Here is a 14,569-nt window from a genome sequence, read left to right as displayed (position 1 = left end):
GCCACAAGCACTGACAAGCACGACGCAAGACAGAGGACAACTTGAGGACCAGCGAAAGCCTGAAAGCTCAAGGCAAGAGCATCAAGCGGACGGTATTGACGGGAAGTCTCTTACGGAATGGTAGGTGGAGAACACCACGCTCATGTGCTGGGCGTCGTGACGTGTGCGCATTTCCTCGGCCAGCTTGGCCGCGGATGTGGTGGCGGGGTAGCGCAGCTCGTGCTTGAGCATAATGACGGTTTCGTCGTTTTTCTTGCGCTTCTTGCCGACTGCGGTATCCGAACACACGGCGAAGCTGTGCAGCGGTGTTTCGCTCTCCTGCGTCCATTCTGTAAGTGTTTGCGATAGCAGTGACAGGCTGGGCACCAGAAACAGCACGCGGCCACCCGCACCGGCGATGGCTTCGGCCATTTTCAGGCTGGCCAGCGTCTTGCCGGTGCCGCAGGCCATGATCAGCTTGCCGCGCTCGGCCTGGCGCAGGCCTTCGGTGACTGCCTTCAACGCGCTTTGCTGGTGATCGCGCAGTTGTTTCTTGGACTTGAGTACCGGTTCTGCTTCGGGCTGGTAGGTGGCCCATTCAATCTGGCTGTTTTCCAGGTCGTACAGGTCGATCTTGCTGACCGGCGGTTGCTGGTCGCGAATGGCTTCTTCGGCGTGTTCACTCCAGTGGTTGGTGGTGCTGACGATGATGCGCTGGGTGAATGGTCGCTTGCCGGACGCGGTGAAAAAGCTGTCGATATCTTTTTTCTGGAGCTTGTAGTCTTCCGCGTACAGCTTGCACTGAATGGCGTGGAACTCGTTGGTGCCTGCGGTCTGTGCCACCAAATCGATGCCAGTATCGCGCGCGTCCAAACCCTGTTGCCGTGCCCAGTCGGCGTAGGTCCACACATGGCTGTACAAATCCCGGTAGCTGGCCTCGTTTTTGAGGTAGCAGACGATCAGCTCTTCAAAGTAGGTGCCCTTTTCGCGTTCCGAGCGGGAGGCGTTGCGGTAGCTGTCCAGCAGGCGGGTCAGTGCAGTCTGTGAGGTGGTCGGCATGGGAAAGCGTCAGTCCTTTGAATGGCTGGAGCCAATTTGACAGGTCGGTATGGGGCGCACTGGGTACAGATCGGCCAGTGTTGCACTTCATGCCGGAGGTTTAAACGGGCAGCTTTCCTTGCGCTTGATTGGCGCCACGTTGCCGCCGGCCTTGAGCGTGTCCAGATAATCCGCCCATTGCTGCATCATGGCGCGGCGCTCGGGCAGGTGTGCCGTACGGTTATAGGCGCGGCCGTTGGGGTCTCGTACCGCGTGGGCCAACTGGTGTTCGATGTAGTCTGGGCGAACGTGCAGCACTTCGTCCAGGATTGTGCGGGCCATGGCGCGAAAGCCGTGGCCGCTCATGTCATCCTTTCCGTAGCCCATGCGGCGCAGGGCCAGCCGCACGGCGTTGTTGCTCATGGTGGTGCGCTGTGTGCGGCCGGGGAATACATGCGGGCCGCTGCCGGTCAGCGCGTACAGGTCGCGCAGGATCGCCACAGCTTGCGTGGATAGCGGCACCAGATGTGGCTGGCGCATCTTCATGCGTTCGGCGGGGATATTCCACTCGGCCGCGTCCAGATCCATTTCGGCCCACTCGGCGTTGCGCAGCTCGCCGGGGCGCACGAACAGCAGCGGAGCAATGCGCAGGGCTGATTTGACGATCAGGCCGGCATGTAACTTGTCCATGGCGCGCAGAAGTTCGCCCACCTTCACCGGATCGGTGATGCTGGCGAAGTGGACGGGTTTCCATGGGGTCAATGCGCCGCGTAGATCAGCGGCGGGATCGCGTTTGGCGCGCCCAGTCTGGATCGCATAGCGGAATACTTGACCGCAGTTCTGGACCGCCCGGTGGGCTGTCTCGATGGCGCCGCGGTCTTCGATGCGTTGCAGGACCTTCAGCAGTTCCGGGGCCGTGATGTCGGCAATAGGACGTGCGCCGATCCATGGGAACAGGTCACGTTCCAGGCGGCGGATGATCTTGCTGGCGTGATTTTCTGCCCATTGCGGCGATTGCTTGGCAAACCATTCGCGCGCGACCACTTCAAAGCTGTTGGCGGCCCGCTCGTTGCCTGCCAGTTTTTCGGCCTTGCGCTGTTCCGCAGGGTCCACGCCAGCGGCCAGCAGTTTGCGTGCCGCGTCGCGCTTGTCGCGGGCATCCTTCAGGCTGGTGTCGGGATAGGTGCCAAGCGAGAGCCGCTTCTGTTTGCCGCCGTAGCGATATTTGAATCGCCACCATTTGCCGCCAGCCGGGGAGACTTCCAAGGCAAGGCCGCCAGCGTCGCCCATGGTGTAGGACTTCGTTGTCGTTTGTCCGTCCTGCTTCATGCCGGGCTTGGCTTTGCGGATAGCGGTGTCTGTGAGCATTTGGGGCCAACCCTCGCGGCTGCATGTGCTGTTGGCACCTATGTTGGCCCCACTTGGCCCCGGATTGCAATGGTTGGCCCCGGACGGCGCTGGACACAAAAAAGGCCGGAACCGTTGCTGTTGCTAGGGTTTCCGGCCTTCTTTGGACGTTGCTGGATGTGTAAATGGTGGAGCGGAGGAGGATCGAACTCCCGACCTTCGCATTGCGAACGCGACGCTCTCCCAGCTGAGCTACCGCCCCACGTAAGCGGCGCATTCTAGCAGCGTGGCGGGAGCGCGCCAATAGGAGCCTCTTCCAATGACACATGAGCCTAGAGGAGGTGTCGTGATTCCAACGACACATGAGCCTGAGCGATTCGGCGTCAGGTCATCCTTGGAGGATGATCGTGACCTTGCATACTCAATCGCTGACCTCGCTGGACGAGGTTCGTGCGTTTCTCGACGGCAACGCCACCGTGACGTTCACCGCACCGGAGGCCGAGGAGCGCTATCGCTGGCTGGAGGCCACGCTGCGCCAGTTCCGCTACGAGGCGCTCAAGCGGGCCGACAAGGGCTTGCTGCAGACCTACCTACGCAAGGTCACCGGCTACTCGCGAGCCCAGCTGACGCGACTGATCGGGCAATGGCGTCACGCGCGGCGGATCACCGACCGGCGTGGGCCACCCGTACAACCCTTTGCGCGGCGCTATACCGCCGCCGACATCAACGCGTTGGTGACTCTGGATCGCCTGCACCAGCAATTGTCCGAGCCGGCCACCAAGAAGCTCGCCGAGCGTGCAGCCACGATGTTTGGTGACCCAGCCTATGCGCGTCTGGCGAAGATCTCCGTAGCCCATTTGTACAACCTGCGGGCCAGCGCCGGCTACCAGCGTCAGCGCGGCCACCATGAGCCAACCCGGCCGCGTAATGTGCCCATCGGCGAGCGGCGTCGACCGCAACCGGACGGCCAACCCGGTTACCTGCGCGTGGACTCAGTACACCAAGGCGACTGGGATGGCATCAAGGGGCTGTACGTCATCAACCTGGTCGATGCGGTCACGCAATTCGAGGTCGTCGTCGCCGTCGAACGCATCAGCGAGCACTTCCTCATTCCCGCCCTGCAGCAGGCTCTGGAGGCGTTTCCATTCGTCGTGCGTGGCTTCCATTCCGACAACGTTCTAACTGCGGAGTCAAGTTCTGACGTATAGGCAAGTGCATTCGAGGCCGCCTTGGACGCCCTTTCTGACTGCCAGTTGCTATCGAAAGATGCCCGTGAGCTTCCACGATCAAGAAGATCCCCTGATCTAACCATAATGAACACGAGGTCCGGTGAACGGCCTCGACCGTACCTAAAACAGCATGGGGTTCCGTGGAAGGCCCGAACATTATCTACAGGATCCTAAGCGGTCCCAACGGCCCTACAGAGAGGGGTCGATCCACGGGGTAAACTCGTTTCGAAGTAACAGCGATAACTGGCTTGGTGTTTGACGAGGCTGTAGGCGACCCGCGCCATCTTGGCCGCCACGGCGGTGAGTGCTTTGCGTTTGCGGTCGGCGTTGAGCGGATCGGGCCGGATGTAGCGTTCGTACTTCTCGCGGAAGCTGTTCTCGCGCATGCGCACGGCGACAGTGGCCGCGAACCAGAACGCAAAGCGCAGGCGCGCGTTGCCGCGCTTGGACAGCTTCTCCTGTCCCCGGCACTGGCCGGACTGGCACTTGGCCAGATCCAGGCCGCAGTACTTGAGAAACTGTCGATGGTGGGCGAAGCGCCGCAGGTCGCCCGCTTCGGCCAGGATGGTCAGCGCGAGCACCGGTCCGATGCCGGGCAAGGAGCACAGCGACTCGTAATCCGGGCGACCTTGCAGCAAGCGATGGGCGGTCTCGACCAAGGCCTTACGTTGTTCGATCAGTTGCTGGTAGCGCCGCAGCTGAAGGCGGAAGGTCTCGATGGCGATGTCGTCATCGTCAACCGGCAGGCCGACGCTGGTACATGCCGCGTCGTACAACTCCCGGATCCATGTCCGCTTGTTGACCTTGCGGCCCACGATGTTCCAAGCCTCGCGCTGGAACGCCTCGAACGGTAGCGCACGCACCGATGCAGCCGTTGGAAAGCGCAGCAGGAACTGCGCTAGCCAGGCTGCCTGCGTGGTGTGGAAGTAGCGCTCGATCTCGGGAAAATACAGCGGCAGGTAATGCGTCAGAAGGCTATGCTGCAGCCGGGTCCGCGCCAAGCTGATTTGGTAGTGCGTCTTGGACAGCTCCTGCAACCCGTGATGACCTGCAATCAGCGGATCGACGAAGCGCTGGGTGATTCCCTGCTTCAGCAAAGCCAGGATGACGAAGGCGTCTTTCGGATCGTTCTTGTCCCATGAGTTGAACAACGCCTCGCGATAGCGGGCCCCGGCAACCGAAGAGACCAGGCACACCTCGAAGCCTTCCTGCAGCAGGCGATAGGCCAATGTCCGGTGATAATCACCTGTAGCTTCCAGCGCCACGCGAACTGGCGCCGGATAGGAATGCAAGAGTGCAACCAGGCGCTGGTGGTCTTCCTGCGTGCTGTCCATCCTGAAGCGCTTCTGCTTACCGTCCCGCGTCTCAATCAGAACGGCGTGGGTGCGCTTGGCGACATCAATCGCCACCCAGGTGGTGGCAGGCGTAATCTCTTCTCGGGCAGTCATCGTCGATGATCTCCTGTGGCGTGTGAGAACCCTCAGGATGATCCTCTCGATGGTGACTGCCCAACTAGACATGTTTCCACAGGTACTATGGGTCGGAGTACATCAACTACCAACTGGCCACCATGCTGGAGAAGCTGCGCATCGAGTTCACCAAGTCCCGGGCGCGGCGCACCAACGACAACGCCCTGGTCGAATCCAAGAACGCCTCCGTCGTGCGCAAGCATCTGGGCTACAGCCACATTCCCAGCCACCACGCGCAGATCGTCAACGACTTCTTGCGCGACCACCTCACGCCCTATCTCAACTACCACCGACCGTGCTTCTTCCCTGAGGTCATCATCGACGACAAAGGCCGGCAACGCCGTCGCTATCGCTACGAGCACATGAACACGCCTTACGAAAAGCTCAAGGCCATCCCCAACGCAAACACCTTTCTCAAGCCCGAGGTGACCTTCCCTGAACTCGACACGTTGGCCCGCACCATGACCGACAACCAAGCCGCCGAACAACTCAACCGCGCACGCGAAAAGCTGTTCCAACGCATCAAGAGCAAAAAAGCCGCCTGACCTGACTGAACTGTCTCGCTCAGGCTCATTTCACTATTGGAATGTGCTATAGGCCGGATGCGGAAGTCAGCCTGGGAGGTGGGCGGAGAGTTGTTCGTGCAGGAGGTCGTGGCGCCAGCCTTGCAGTGCGTCCGGCCATGTCCACGTGGCGATGTACTCCTCCAGCATCTTGCGCGCGGCGAGCAGGCCGGGGGGTAGATCGAGTTGTTCGGCCAGGCGGTTTACGTCCTGTTTCATGGCGTTGAGCGCGCGCTTGCCGGTGCTGTCCAGCGCGGCGGGGATGGGTGCCGTGGCCTGCATCTCCTGGTCAGTGACCGGCTGATGCAACACATCCAGCAGCGTCTTGCGCTGCGGACCGCGCAGTGCGCGCTGGCCGCGGGTACGTTCGGCCAGCGCACTGGTGGAGCCGGGGATGTCCTCCGCCAGCGACATGATCTGCGCATCCTGCAGCAGCCATGGGCGCGGCTGATCGAGTTCGCGCGCGGTGGCTTCGCGCCACAGCAGCACGCGCCGCAGCAGGGCCTGGCGCTCTCGAGGCCAGCTGGATGCGCCGCGCAGGCTGCGTTGCGGCTGCTCGTCGCTGGCACGGTCGCCGGTACGCTGCTTCAAGCGTTCGCAGTCGGCCTGGAACCAGGTCATACGGTCGCGCTCGATGAGTTGTTGCTGCAGGTTTTCATGGATGGCGTGCAGATAGACCACGTCCAGCGTGGCGTATTCGAGTTGCGAGTCTGTCAACGGTCGCTGCATCCAGTTGGAGCGGGTTTCGCCCTTGTCCAGGAACACTCCGCAGAAGGTTTCCACCAGAGTGCGGTAACTGGTGCCCAGACCCATGCCGACGAAGGCGGCGGCGAGCTGGGTGTCGAACAGGTTTCCGGGTCCGTGGGGCAGCAGCGGTGCCAGGACTTCGAGGTCCTCGCTGGGGCTGTGCATGATCCAGGTGGGCGCATCACGTTCGTCCATGCGCGACAGGGACTGTCCGGGATGCAGGGCCAGTGGATCGACCAGGGCATAGCGTCCCGCATGCGCGAGCTGGATCAACGCCAGCCGGGCGTAATAGGTGTTGGTGCGCATGAACTCGGTGTCGACGGCCAGCAGTCCGTTGACATGGGCAAGCCACGCATCCAGGCCATCGCGGTCAGCAATCCAGAGGGCGTCGGTATGCGGGGAGTGGGGATTGGATGGGTTCAAGCGGATGGGATCCGGGCAGGGTGCGTCAGTGAAGTTTACCGGGCACGCGTTGCGTGCCATTGTTGCCGGACAGCGATATCGGACTGTGACCGGAACAGAGGGCGCACGATAACAGGCCATCGAAGGCTTGGCATGTCCGTTGGTCCGGGTATCCTGTGCAAGACGGCCCTGTGCCCGCGAGGACCTCCATGCCCAGTAGTAAATCCGAACGTCGTCAGCGCGCCATCGGCGGCGTGGTGGGGGTGGCTTTGCTGGGGCTGGCCATGGTGTACCACTTCTTCCCCTCGATTCTTCACGTGCAGCAAGGCAATGACCAACTGCAGGTGAGCAACTCCTTCCCCGGGCAACCTCCGCCCCTGGGTTTCGAACAACGCCCGCAGGCAAGCGACACGCAGCTGGATGCGGGTCCGCCGCTCGCGCTTGCACCGAGCGCAGTCGTGGCCGCACGGATGAAACCCGCTGCCACGTCCAGCACCGCAGTTGCCCGTGCCGCTTCAGTGGCCGCAGTCAAGACCACGCCGGCGCAGACGGCGTTGTTCAATCGCGCCGAACGTGCCTTGTCCAAGGGTAACCTCACGGGTGATGCGAACAGTGCGCTCAGCCTTTATACCCAGGTGCTCAAGAACCATCCCGACAGCGTGCGCGCCCAAGCTGGCCTGAAACGCGTGCATGAGCGACTGGTCGCCGAAATCCAGCAGGACCTGGCAGCGGGTGACGCCGATGCCGCTCGGGTCAGCCTGGGTGCCTTGCGCCAGCTCCCGGATACTGCCGAGGATGACAAGCGGCTGCAGCGCAGTCTGGAAACCCTGCAGCAGGTCCGACCTTTGTTGACGCAGGCCGCCGTTCTGGAGGCCAAGGGGTCTGACCTGACGCCTAAGGACAACAATGCACTGGCCTATTACCGCAAGGTGCTGGGCATCGATCCGGGCAACAATGTGGCGCAGAAGGGCATCCAGCGAATCCAGCGCAACCTGCTGGACAAGGCACTGGGTGCCGTGGCTCAGGATGATTTTTCCGGCGCCGATGATGCACTGGCCAAGGCGGCCGATGTGGATCCGGACTCGAACGCGTTGCAGGACATTCGCGGGCGCATCGAGGGTATTCGTCGAGAGCGCTCGGTGACCCTTTTGCAGCAGGCCAGTACAGCCCTGGATGGTGGCGATCTCGCGCTGGCCAGTAAGCTTCGTGACCAGGCGCTGGCCATCAGTCCGGACGTGCCGGGCATCAGCAAGTTCGATCAACGCCTGCACAATGCAAAGGTCTACGCCAACTATCATCCAGGACAACAGTTCACTGACAGCTATGTCGACATCAGCGGCAACGGCCCGGACATGGTGGTCATTCCCACGGGTAGCTTCATGATGGGATCACCCGACAGCAGCGCCGGTCACCTGGCGAATGAATCCCCGCTGCACCAGGTCGACATCAACAAGGGCCTGGCGGTGGCCAGAACCGAGATCACGGTGGCGCAGTTTCGCGAATTTGTTCGCGACAGCGGTTACATCCCCGATTCCGTGCGCCTGCATGGCGCGCGTATCTACGATGGCCGCAGAGGTACCATTCGCGACGACCCGGATGCTACCTGGAAGGATAATTACGCAGGCCGTCCTTCCTCGGGCGACGATCCCGTGGTCAATGTGTCGTGGAATGATGCCGTGGCCTATGCCCAGTGGTTGTCAAAGCACACCGGCAAGAACTATCGCCTTCTCAGTGAAGCGGAGTACGAGTATGTGATGCGTGGCGGAACCACGACGCCGTATTGGTGGGGCTCGGGAACACCGCGCCGGGCGGTCGAGAACCTCGCCGGAAGCAGGGACCGTTCGTCGTTGCAGCGCAGCTGGACGAATGCTTTCAAGGATTACCGCGATGGCTATTGGGGTGATGCACCGGTGGGCCATTTCGTGGCCAATCCGTTCGGTTTGTATGACATCGACGGCAATGTGTCCGAGTGGGTCCAGGACTGCTGGCATGAAAACTACACGCGCGCGCCGCGCGACGGTAGCGCCTGGGTGAATCCAGGCTGTTCGCTGCGCATGATCCGAGGCGCCTCGTGGGCCAGTTCACCGCCGCAGGCGCGCTCTGCATTCAGGCTTTCGGCCGATCCGGACACGCGCAGCGGCCGCGTCGGGTTTCGCGTGGCGCGCGATCTGTAGGCCCCGAGCGTGCGGGATGCCGAGACTGCTGGCAGGCGCATTATCGGTGCCCCGCATGGAAAGCCGTTGCGCGGACCATGGCGGCAGGCGGGGTGTCCTGGCAGGGCGTATGACCGTGCTAGGCTCCATCGAGTCGTTTTGGTTGCGATATTGAGGGGGTGCCATGGCCTTTGCCACACTTCGCGCGCTCAATGCCGAACAGCGCCACACCGTTCTCGCCAGCTTCCTCGGCTGGACGCTGGATGCCTTCGATTTCTTCCTTCTGGTGTTCGTGCTGGACAACGTGGCGAAGGAGTTCGGCACGACCACCACGGCGGTGTCGTTCGGTATCCTGCTGACGCTGGCGGCACGCCCGCTGGGCGCCTTGATCTTCGGCCGCCTGGCCGACCGATTCGGGCGGCGTCCGGTCTTGATGGTGGACGTGGCGCTGTTTTCCGTGCTGGAACTGTCCTGCGCGTTCGCCCCCTCGCTGACCGTATTGCTGGTGCTGCGGTTCCTGTTCGGCATCGCCATGGGTGGCGAATGGGGTATCGGTGCGGCGCTGGCGATGGAAAGCATCCCGGTCAGGGCACGCGGCGCGGTTTCGGGTCTGCTGCAAAGCGGCTACCCGTTCGGCTATTTCCTGGGTGCGCTGGCCTATTGGCTGGTGACCGATGTTTTGGGTTTCAGCTGGCGCGGGATGTTCGTGGTCGGCGCGCTTCCGGCACTGCTGGTGTTGTACCTGCGCTTGAAGGTACCCGAGTCGCCGGCATGGACCTCGGGCGCCGCCGAACGCCACAAGCAGAACGTGTTCGAGGCCATGCGCGGGCACTGGGGCCTGTTCGTGTTCATGATGGTGCTGATGGGCGCCTTCAACATGTTCAGCCACGGCTCGCAGGACATGTACCCCACCTTCCTCAAGGCCCAGCTGCACATGGGCCCCGGCACGGTAACGGTGCTGACCATGCTGCTCAACGTAGGCGCCATCGTCGGCGGTTTGGCGTTCGGTGCCTGGTCGGAGCATATCGGACGACGGCGCGCCATCATCGCGGCGGCACTGCTGGCCATTCCGGTGGTGCCTTTGTGGATGTACGGCAACCGGCTGGCGCCGTGGCTGGGCTGGAGCGCGCCCATCGGTTCGCTGGTATTGCTGGGCGCGGGGGCGTTTCTCATCCAGGTGATGGTTCAGGGCGCATGGGGCATCGTGCCCAGTCATCTCAACGAACTGGCCCCGGCCCCGGTGCGCGGCACGCTTCCGGGTTTCGCCTATCAACTGGGCAACCTGCTGGCGGCGGCCACGGCCACGGTGCAGTCGATGCTGGCCGTTCGGCTGGGCGGCAACTACGCCACGGTCATGGCGGCCTGGCTGGTTGCGGTGGCGCTGCTTCTGGCGATGCTGGCCTGGCTGGGTCCAGAGGCGCGTGGGCGGCATTTCGGTGCCGGCAGTACATGACGGCAGCTGATCACGCGGCTATGATGCGCGCTTTCCGATGCAGGCAAGCCGCTTCCCATGAAAGCCGATAAAGACCAGGTTGTTTCGTTTCACTACGTGCTGTCCACCGATGGCGCACAGGTGGAGAGTTCGCGCGACAATGGCGAGCCTCTGCAGGTGTTGCTGGGTCGGGGTCAGTTGATTGCCGGCATGGAAAAAGCCATGCAAGGTCATGCAGCGGGTGATGCCTTTGCAGTCGATCTGGCGCCGGAGGAAGCCTATGGTGAGCGCCATGAAGGACGGACCCAGCGCATGTCCAAGAAATACTTTCAGCAGGCCGCCCGGCTCAAGCCCGGCATGACGACCGTGCTGCAACTCAAGGAAGGCGGCCAGCGGCAGGTCACCGTACACAAAGTCGGCATGACCACCATCGATGTCGACCTCAACCATCCGTTGGCCGGCAAGACGCTGCATTTTGATATCGAGATGATCGATGTGCGTCCGGCAACGCCAGAAGAACTCGAGCACGGGCATGCCCACGGACCGGGTGGTCACGCACACTGAGATGCACGGTTCTGTCTGGCGCGTGCAGGAGCCGGCTCACGCGCTGTGGTCACTGGACCGGGAAACCGCCGTGAAGCGGCGCAGAATCGATTGAACCTGTGCCAGGTAAGCGCCACCGAAGAGGTTCAGGTGATTGAGCAGGTGGTAGAGATTGTACAGCGGCGCCCGCTCGCGCCAGTCCCGGTCCAGAGCGGTGTGCTCGCGGTAGGCAGCAAAGAAATCGGCTCCTGGATCGCCGAACAGCGTCAGCATGGCAAGGTCGGCTTCGGCCCAGCCAAAATGCGCAGCACCGGCATCGATGAGGGCGGGCTCGCCGTTGCCGCAGCAGTGCAGGTTCCCACTCCATAAATCGCCATGCAACAGCACCGCTGGATGCTCCGGAATCAGGTCGGGCAGACGTCGGGTCAGTCGATCCACGCGGGCGAGGTCGGATGCGTCCAGTCGTCCCGACTGGTGCGCGCGACGGGCCTGCGGCAGCAGCCGGCGTTGCGCAAAGAAACGCGCCCCTTGAGTGTCGGGGGTATTGTCCTGCGGGGAGTCACCGCACCAGCCATCATGCCCAAGGCCGAAGGTATCCCCACGGACCTGGTGCTGTCGGGCCAGCCCTTTGCCTGCGTTGCTGGCATAGTCCTTCTCCGGGGTGCCCGTGCCGAGATCCTCGAGCAGCAGATGATCGTGTCCAATCGACCAAACTTCTGGCACCCGCAACGCACGCGCTTCGGCCAGCATGCCCAGGCCGAGCGATTCGCTTTCAAAAAATGACGGGGGCATGCCGGATCGCCGTTTCAGCAGGGCGCTGCGGCCATCGCGCATGCGCACGCGGTGAATGCCTTCATCGACAGGCCAGTCCACAGGAAAATCGCCTTTGTTCATCGTGTTGCACTGGATCGTCTGGGGCCGAGGATGCAAGCCTCCCATGACGGAGTCGTGATTTTCAAAGTCAGCTGAGCTCGGGTGCTGCGACGAAGCCTTCACGAGGGCTATACTCGGGACATGCACATGGCTTTGTCGTCTATGGACGGGCACAGCCAAAAGGGGGGGGGTGCGCATGACGGATGCCGATATCGAATACCTGAGCTTTCCTCGAATCAGTGCCGGCCGCGCACGTGGTGGCCGCGAGGCTCAGCAGGACGCGCTTGTATGCCTGAATGATTCGAACGAGGGCACTTCCCTGTTGGTGGTGGCCGATGGCATGGGCGGGGATGGTGCAGGCGAACTGGCCGCCGAGGGCGTGATCGCCGTTGCACGCCGACTGTGGAATGAAGATCTTTGGCGTTCGCAACCCGCGCCCATGTTTCTGGAAATCCTTTGCCAGGAAGCCCACGAGGAACTGATTCGGCGGCGTCAGGCGCTGATGTACGGTGAACCGCATTCGACCATTGTCGCGCTGCTTCTTCGCGGCGACCGTGCCAGTTGGGTGCATGTGGGCGACAGCCGCCTGTATTGCTTCATGGGCAGTCGATGCACGGAGCGAACGCTGGACCACAGCCTTGCGCAACTCAAGGTGACCCGTGGTCAAATCCGACCGGAGCAGATTCCCAAGGATCCGGATCAGCACAAGTTGTTGCGCGGACTGGGTGGTGACGTGCCGCCCGAAGTCGAGCATGGCGGGTCCATGCTGCACCCCGGACAGACCTTCGTGTTGTGCAGCGACGGCATCTGGGAGCATCTGACCACGCGCGAACTGGGACAAATGGCCAGTCGCGACGACCACCAGCAGGCCATGCGTGAACTCCTTGCCGTGGCGCTGGAGCGCGGTGGTGATGATTCCGACAATGCTGCCGTGGTCCTGGCGCGTACCTCGGATGCGGGTCGGTTCCGCCGGCTCGGTGCACAAATGTGGTCTACAATCTCCGACACCGTGGCGGGCCGCCGCGGTGATGCAGTTGCCTGATCGATCGGTCCTGGAGTTTCCCCCGGCATGTCTCCTCTGGAATTTCACAGCAGCCGCAAGCTGCGGTTGCGAAATCTTTTAGCCAGCGGTCTGGTGGCCGTGGTGGTGCTGTCCGGATGCGCTCAGGTGCAGAAGGTCGGTAACCTGCTGCACCAGGACAAGCTCGCCGCCCGAATCCAGCGCACGCCGGACACTGCGAACGCTCCGCAGATGCCGGTCGACACATCGCTTTCGCTCAAGAACATCATCAACAACCAGCTCGTCGTCGGGCATTACACCAAGGGACGGCAGATGCTCGGTGAATACCTTCATGCCCATCCCGAGGATCATGCAGCGAAAGACATGATGCGGCAGTTGACGGTGGATCCGCACAAGATGCTGGGCCAACGCTCGGTACCGCATGTCGTTCAACCAGGCGAGTCCTACAGCACGCTTGCGGAGCATTACTTGGGAGACTCGAGCCGGTTCCTGATCCTGGCCCGCTACAATGATTCGGAGAATCCGTCGCTGCTCAGGGTGGGGCAGGTGGTGCGTTTGCCGGTCGCCGCCATGGATAAAGCCGAGGCCAACCCTTCGATTCCGGGGCAGGGTGGCAATGCAGGCCCGGCTGACGAATCTCCGGCAAAGCAGGCCGACACGCCCCAAACACGCCTTGCCAATGCCCGTGCACTCCAGGACCAGAGTCTGCATCTGCTCGACCAGGGACAAAAATCGAAGGCGATGGCGAGACTGGGTCAGGCCTTGCAGCTTGACCCCACGTTGCCGCCCGATGGGAGCAAGGAAAAGGCCTTGCGCAAGGACCTGATCGCCTCCTATCACCAGCGTGCGATCGTGCTCTATCGCGACCAGAAACTGAACCAGGCCATCGCCCTGTGGGACCAGGTGCTGGCGATCGATCCCAACTACGAGCCGGCAGTGATCTACCGGGCCCGTGCGAAGGAGCTCAAGAGTCGCCTCAAGCAGCTTTGAGTCAGGCAGCGCGGCCAAGGCGTCTCCGATCTATTCCTCTTCGCGTTCCGTGGGCGTATGCATCGACAGAATCTCGGTAGGTTGAACGACCTCTTCGACGTTCACGGCCTGGAGGGGAGTGCGTGGCGCTTCAGCGCGACTTTCCAGCGATTCGTTCATCATGTTGAATGCGTTGAACAAGCGTCCCAGCTCGTCGCGCCGGACCAGCCGGATACGGTGCTCATAGTCGCCACGAGCGACACGCAGCAGTGCGTCGCTGAGCAATTCCAGCAGGCCCAACGGCCTTCGGAACAGCCAGTACGCGGCGCCCACAACCGCGATCAGCGTGACCACAAGAACCGTGACGATGACCCACAGGGTGGTCTGCTGTGCTGCATCCAACGGGGCGTTGCTGATGCCCAGACGAAGGTCTCCAACGAGCTTGTTCTGGTAGCGGATGGGGGCGTTGAATAGCAGCATCTGTTTGCTGCTGGCATCGCCGGCGATGCGTCCGCGGTAACTGTCCACATTGTCGGTATGCGACAGGATGTGTTGCGTGGTGATGTCTTGCTGGGGCTGGCCGACTTCGCTCTTGAGCGTGCTGGCGATGACCTTGCCCTGGCGGTCGGCGACGGCAAGGTAATGGATCTGGCGGTTACGCGAAATGTCCTCGACCAGTGCCCGTGTGGCGGCACGGTCGCCGAGCAGCATGTTTTCTGCCGACTCATTGGCAATCATGCGTCCCAGCGAACTGCCGTAGTCCAGCGCGAGTCCGGTGACGGCCGTACTTTGCTTGGAGTAGAT

13 protein-coding genes and 1 tRNA gene are annotated in these 14,569 nt (G+C 62.3%); 7 read left to right on the top strand and 7 right to left on the bottom strand.

Translation table 11 applies throughout. The features are described 5' to 3' along the window. Positions 1–81: 81 nt before the first annotated feature. From PF446_RS14285 to PF446_RS14275, 3 genes are all read right to left on the bottom strand, one after another. Positions 82–1,038 (bottom strand): DEAD/DEAH box helicase family protein, encoded by a 957-nt coding sequence (locus PF446_RS14285; RefSeq protein ID WP_298072769.1) that lies wholly within the window; start codon positions 1,036–1,038, stop codon positions 82–84. 87 nt (positions 1,039–1,125) lie between these two features. Then, entirely contained in the window at positions 1,126–2,385 is a 1,260-nt protein-coding gene (locus PF446_RS14280; protein WP_298072756.1) for an integrase arm-type DNA-binding domain-containing protein, read from the bottom strand. A gap of 165 nt (positions 2,386–2,550) precedes the next feature. Further along, a tRNA-Ala gene (locus PF446_RS14275) sits at positions 2,551–2,626 on the bottom strand. Between the two features lie 145 nt (positions 2,627–2,771). On the opposite strand from PF446_RS14275, the gene PF446_RS14270 reads away from it, so the two are divergent. Further along, positions 2,772–3,572 carry a hypothetical protein gene (locus PF446_RS14270; protein ID WP_298072754.1) on the top strand — a complete coding sequence of 267 codons (801 nt, stop codon included), beginning with the start codon at positions 2,772–2,774 and terminating at the stop codon, positions 3,570–3,572. Positions 3,573–3,763: 191 nt separating this feature from the next. Here PF446_RS14270 and PF446_RS14265 read toward each other — a convergent pair whose 3' ends face one another. Then, the gene (locus PF446_RS14265; protein ID WP_298072752.1) at positions 3,764–5,041 is read right to left on the bottom strand and encodes an IS110 family transposase; all 1,278 of its coding nucleotides are present in this window, start codon (positions 5,039–5,041) and stop codon (positions 3,764–3,766) included. Between the two features lie 122 nt (positions 5,042–5,163). Here PF446_RS14265 and PF446_RS14260 point away from each other — a divergent pair, with 122 nt between their 5' ends. Beyond that, positions 5,164–5,607 (top strand): hypothetical protein, encoded by a 444-nt coding sequence (locus tag PF446_RS14260; RefSeq protein WP_298072750.1) that lies wholly within the window; start codon positions 5,164–5,166, stop codon positions 5,605–5,607. 66 nt (positions 5,608–5,673) lie between these two features. Here PF446_RS14260 and PF446_RS14255 read toward each other — a convergent pair whose 3' ends face one another. After that, the gene (locus tag PF446_RS14255; RefSeq protein WP_298072748.1) at positions 5,674–6,795 is read right to left on the bottom strand and encodes an HRDC domain-containing protein; all 1,122 of its coding nucleotides are present in this window, start codon (positions 6,793–6,795) and stop codon (positions 5,674–5,676) included. 188 nt (positions 6,796–6,983) lie between these two features. On the opposite strand from PF446_RS14255, the gene PF446_RS14250 reads away from it, so the two are divergent. From PF446_RS14250 to PF446_RS14240, 3 genes are all read left to right on the top strand, one after another. Next, positions 6,984–8,948: an SUMF1/EgtB/PvdO family nonheme iron enzyme gene (locus tag PF446_RS14250; RefSeq protein WP_298072746.1), complete on the top strand. Its 1,965-nt coding sequence runs from the start codon at positions 6,984–6,986 to the stop codon at positions 8,946–8,948. 163 nt (positions 8,949–9,111) lie between these two features. Continuing rightward, a complete protein-coding gene (locus tag PF446_RS14245) occupies positions 9,112–10,380 on the top strand; it encodes an MFS transporter (protein ID WP_298072744.1) in 1,269 nt (422 codons plus the stop codon). 57 nt (positions 10,381–10,437) lie between these two features. Further along, on the top strand, positions 10,438–10,923 hold the full coding sequence (locus PF446_RS14240) for a peptidylprolyl isomerase (RefSeq protein ID WP_298072742.1): 486 nt from the start codon (positions 10,438–10,440) through the stop codon (positions 10,921–10,923). A 36-nt stretch (positions 10,924–10,959) separates the two neighbouring features. On the opposite strand, the gene PF446_RS14235 is transcribed toward PF446_RS14240, so the two are convergent. Then, positions 10,960–11,796 carry a fructosamine kinase family protein gene (locus tag PF446_RS14235; RefSeq protein ID WP_298072740.1) on the bottom strand — a complete coding sequence of 279 codons (837 nt, stop codon included), beginning with the start codon at positions 11,794–11,796 and terminating at the stop codon, positions 10,960–10,962. A 175-nt stretch (positions 11,797–11,971) separates the two neighbouring features. On the opposite strand from PF446_RS14235, the gene PF446_RS14230 reads away from it, so the two are divergent. Continuing rightward, complete coding sequence (locus tag PF446_RS14230; protein ID WP_298072738.1) at positions 11,972–12,817, top strand: PP2C family serine/threonine-protein phosphatase; 846 nt, start codon at positions 11,972–11,974, stop codon at positions 12,815–12,817. A gap of 27 nt (positions 12,818–12,844) precedes the next feature. Beyond that, positions 12,845–13,786: a LysM domain-containing protein gene (locus PF446_RS14225; protein ID WP_298072736.1), complete on the top strand. Its 942-nt coding sequence runs from the start codon at positions 12,845–12,847 to the stop codon at positions 13,784–13,786. Positions 13,787–13,816: 30 nt separating this feature from the next. On the opposite strand, the gene PF446_RS14220 is transcribed toward PF446_RS14225, so the two are convergent. Continuing rightward, a partial coding sequence (locus PF446_RS14220) for a HAMP domain-containing protein (RefSeq protein ID WP_298072734.1) occupies positions 13,817–14,569 on the bottom strand: 753 nt, incomplete at its 5' end.

Origin of the sequence: Oleiagrimonas sp. (assembly GCF_027858935.1) — a bacterium.
Classification (GTDB): domain Bacteria; phylum Pseudomonadota; class Gammaproteobacteria; order Xanthomonadales; family Rhodanobacteraceae; genus Oleiagrimonas.
The sequence above is the reverse complement of the archived record's forward strand: the minus strand, read 5'-3'. Positions and strand labels throughout refer to the sequence as shown.

What these genes read in the sequence shown, in the direction of transcription:
- PF446_RS14285 (WP_298072769.1), bottom strand. Translation starts at nt 1,038, where the DNA reads ATGCCGACCACCTCACAGACTGCACTGACCCGCCTGCTGGACAGCTAC.
- PF446_RS14280 (WP_298072756.1), bottom strand. Translation starts at nt 2,385, where the DNA reads ATGCTCACAGACACCGCTATCCGCAAAGCCAAGCCCGGCATGAAGCAG.
- PF446_RS14265 (WP_298072752.1), bottom strand. Translation starts at nt 5,041, where the DNA reads ATGACTGCCCGAGAAGAGATTACGCCTGCCACCACCTGGGTGGCGATT.
- PF446_RS14260 (WP_298072750.1), top strand. Translation starts at nt 5,164, where the DNA reads ATGCTGGAGAAGCTGCGCATCGAGTTCACCAAGTCCCGGGCGCGGCGC.
- PF446_RS14250 (WP_298072746.1), top strand. Translation starts at nt 6,984, where the DNA reads ATGCCCAGTAGTAAATCCGAACGTCGTCAGCGCGCCATCGGCGGCGTG.
- PF446_RS14245 (WP_298072744.1), top strand. Translation starts at nt 9,112, where the DNA reads ATGGCCTTTGCCACACTTCGCGCGCTCAATGCCGAACAGCGCCACACC.
- PF446_RS14240 (WP_298072742.1), top strand. Translation starts at nt 10,438, where the DNA reads ATGAAAGCCGATAAAGACCAGGTTGTTTCGTTTCACTACGTGCTGTCC.
- PF446_RS14235 (WP_298072740.1), bottom strand. Translation starts at nt 11,796, where the DNA reads ATGAACAAAGGCGATTTTCCTGTGGACTGGCCTGTCGATGAAGGCATT.
- PF446_RS14230 (WP_298072738.1), top strand. Translation starts at nt 11,972, where the DNA reads ATGACGGATGCCGATATCGAATACCTGAGCTTTCCTCGAATCAGTGCC.
- PF446_RS14225 (WP_298072736.1), top strand. Translation starts at nt 12,845, where the DNA reads ATGTCTCCTCTGGAATTTCACAGCAGCCGCAAGCTGCGGTTGCGAAAT.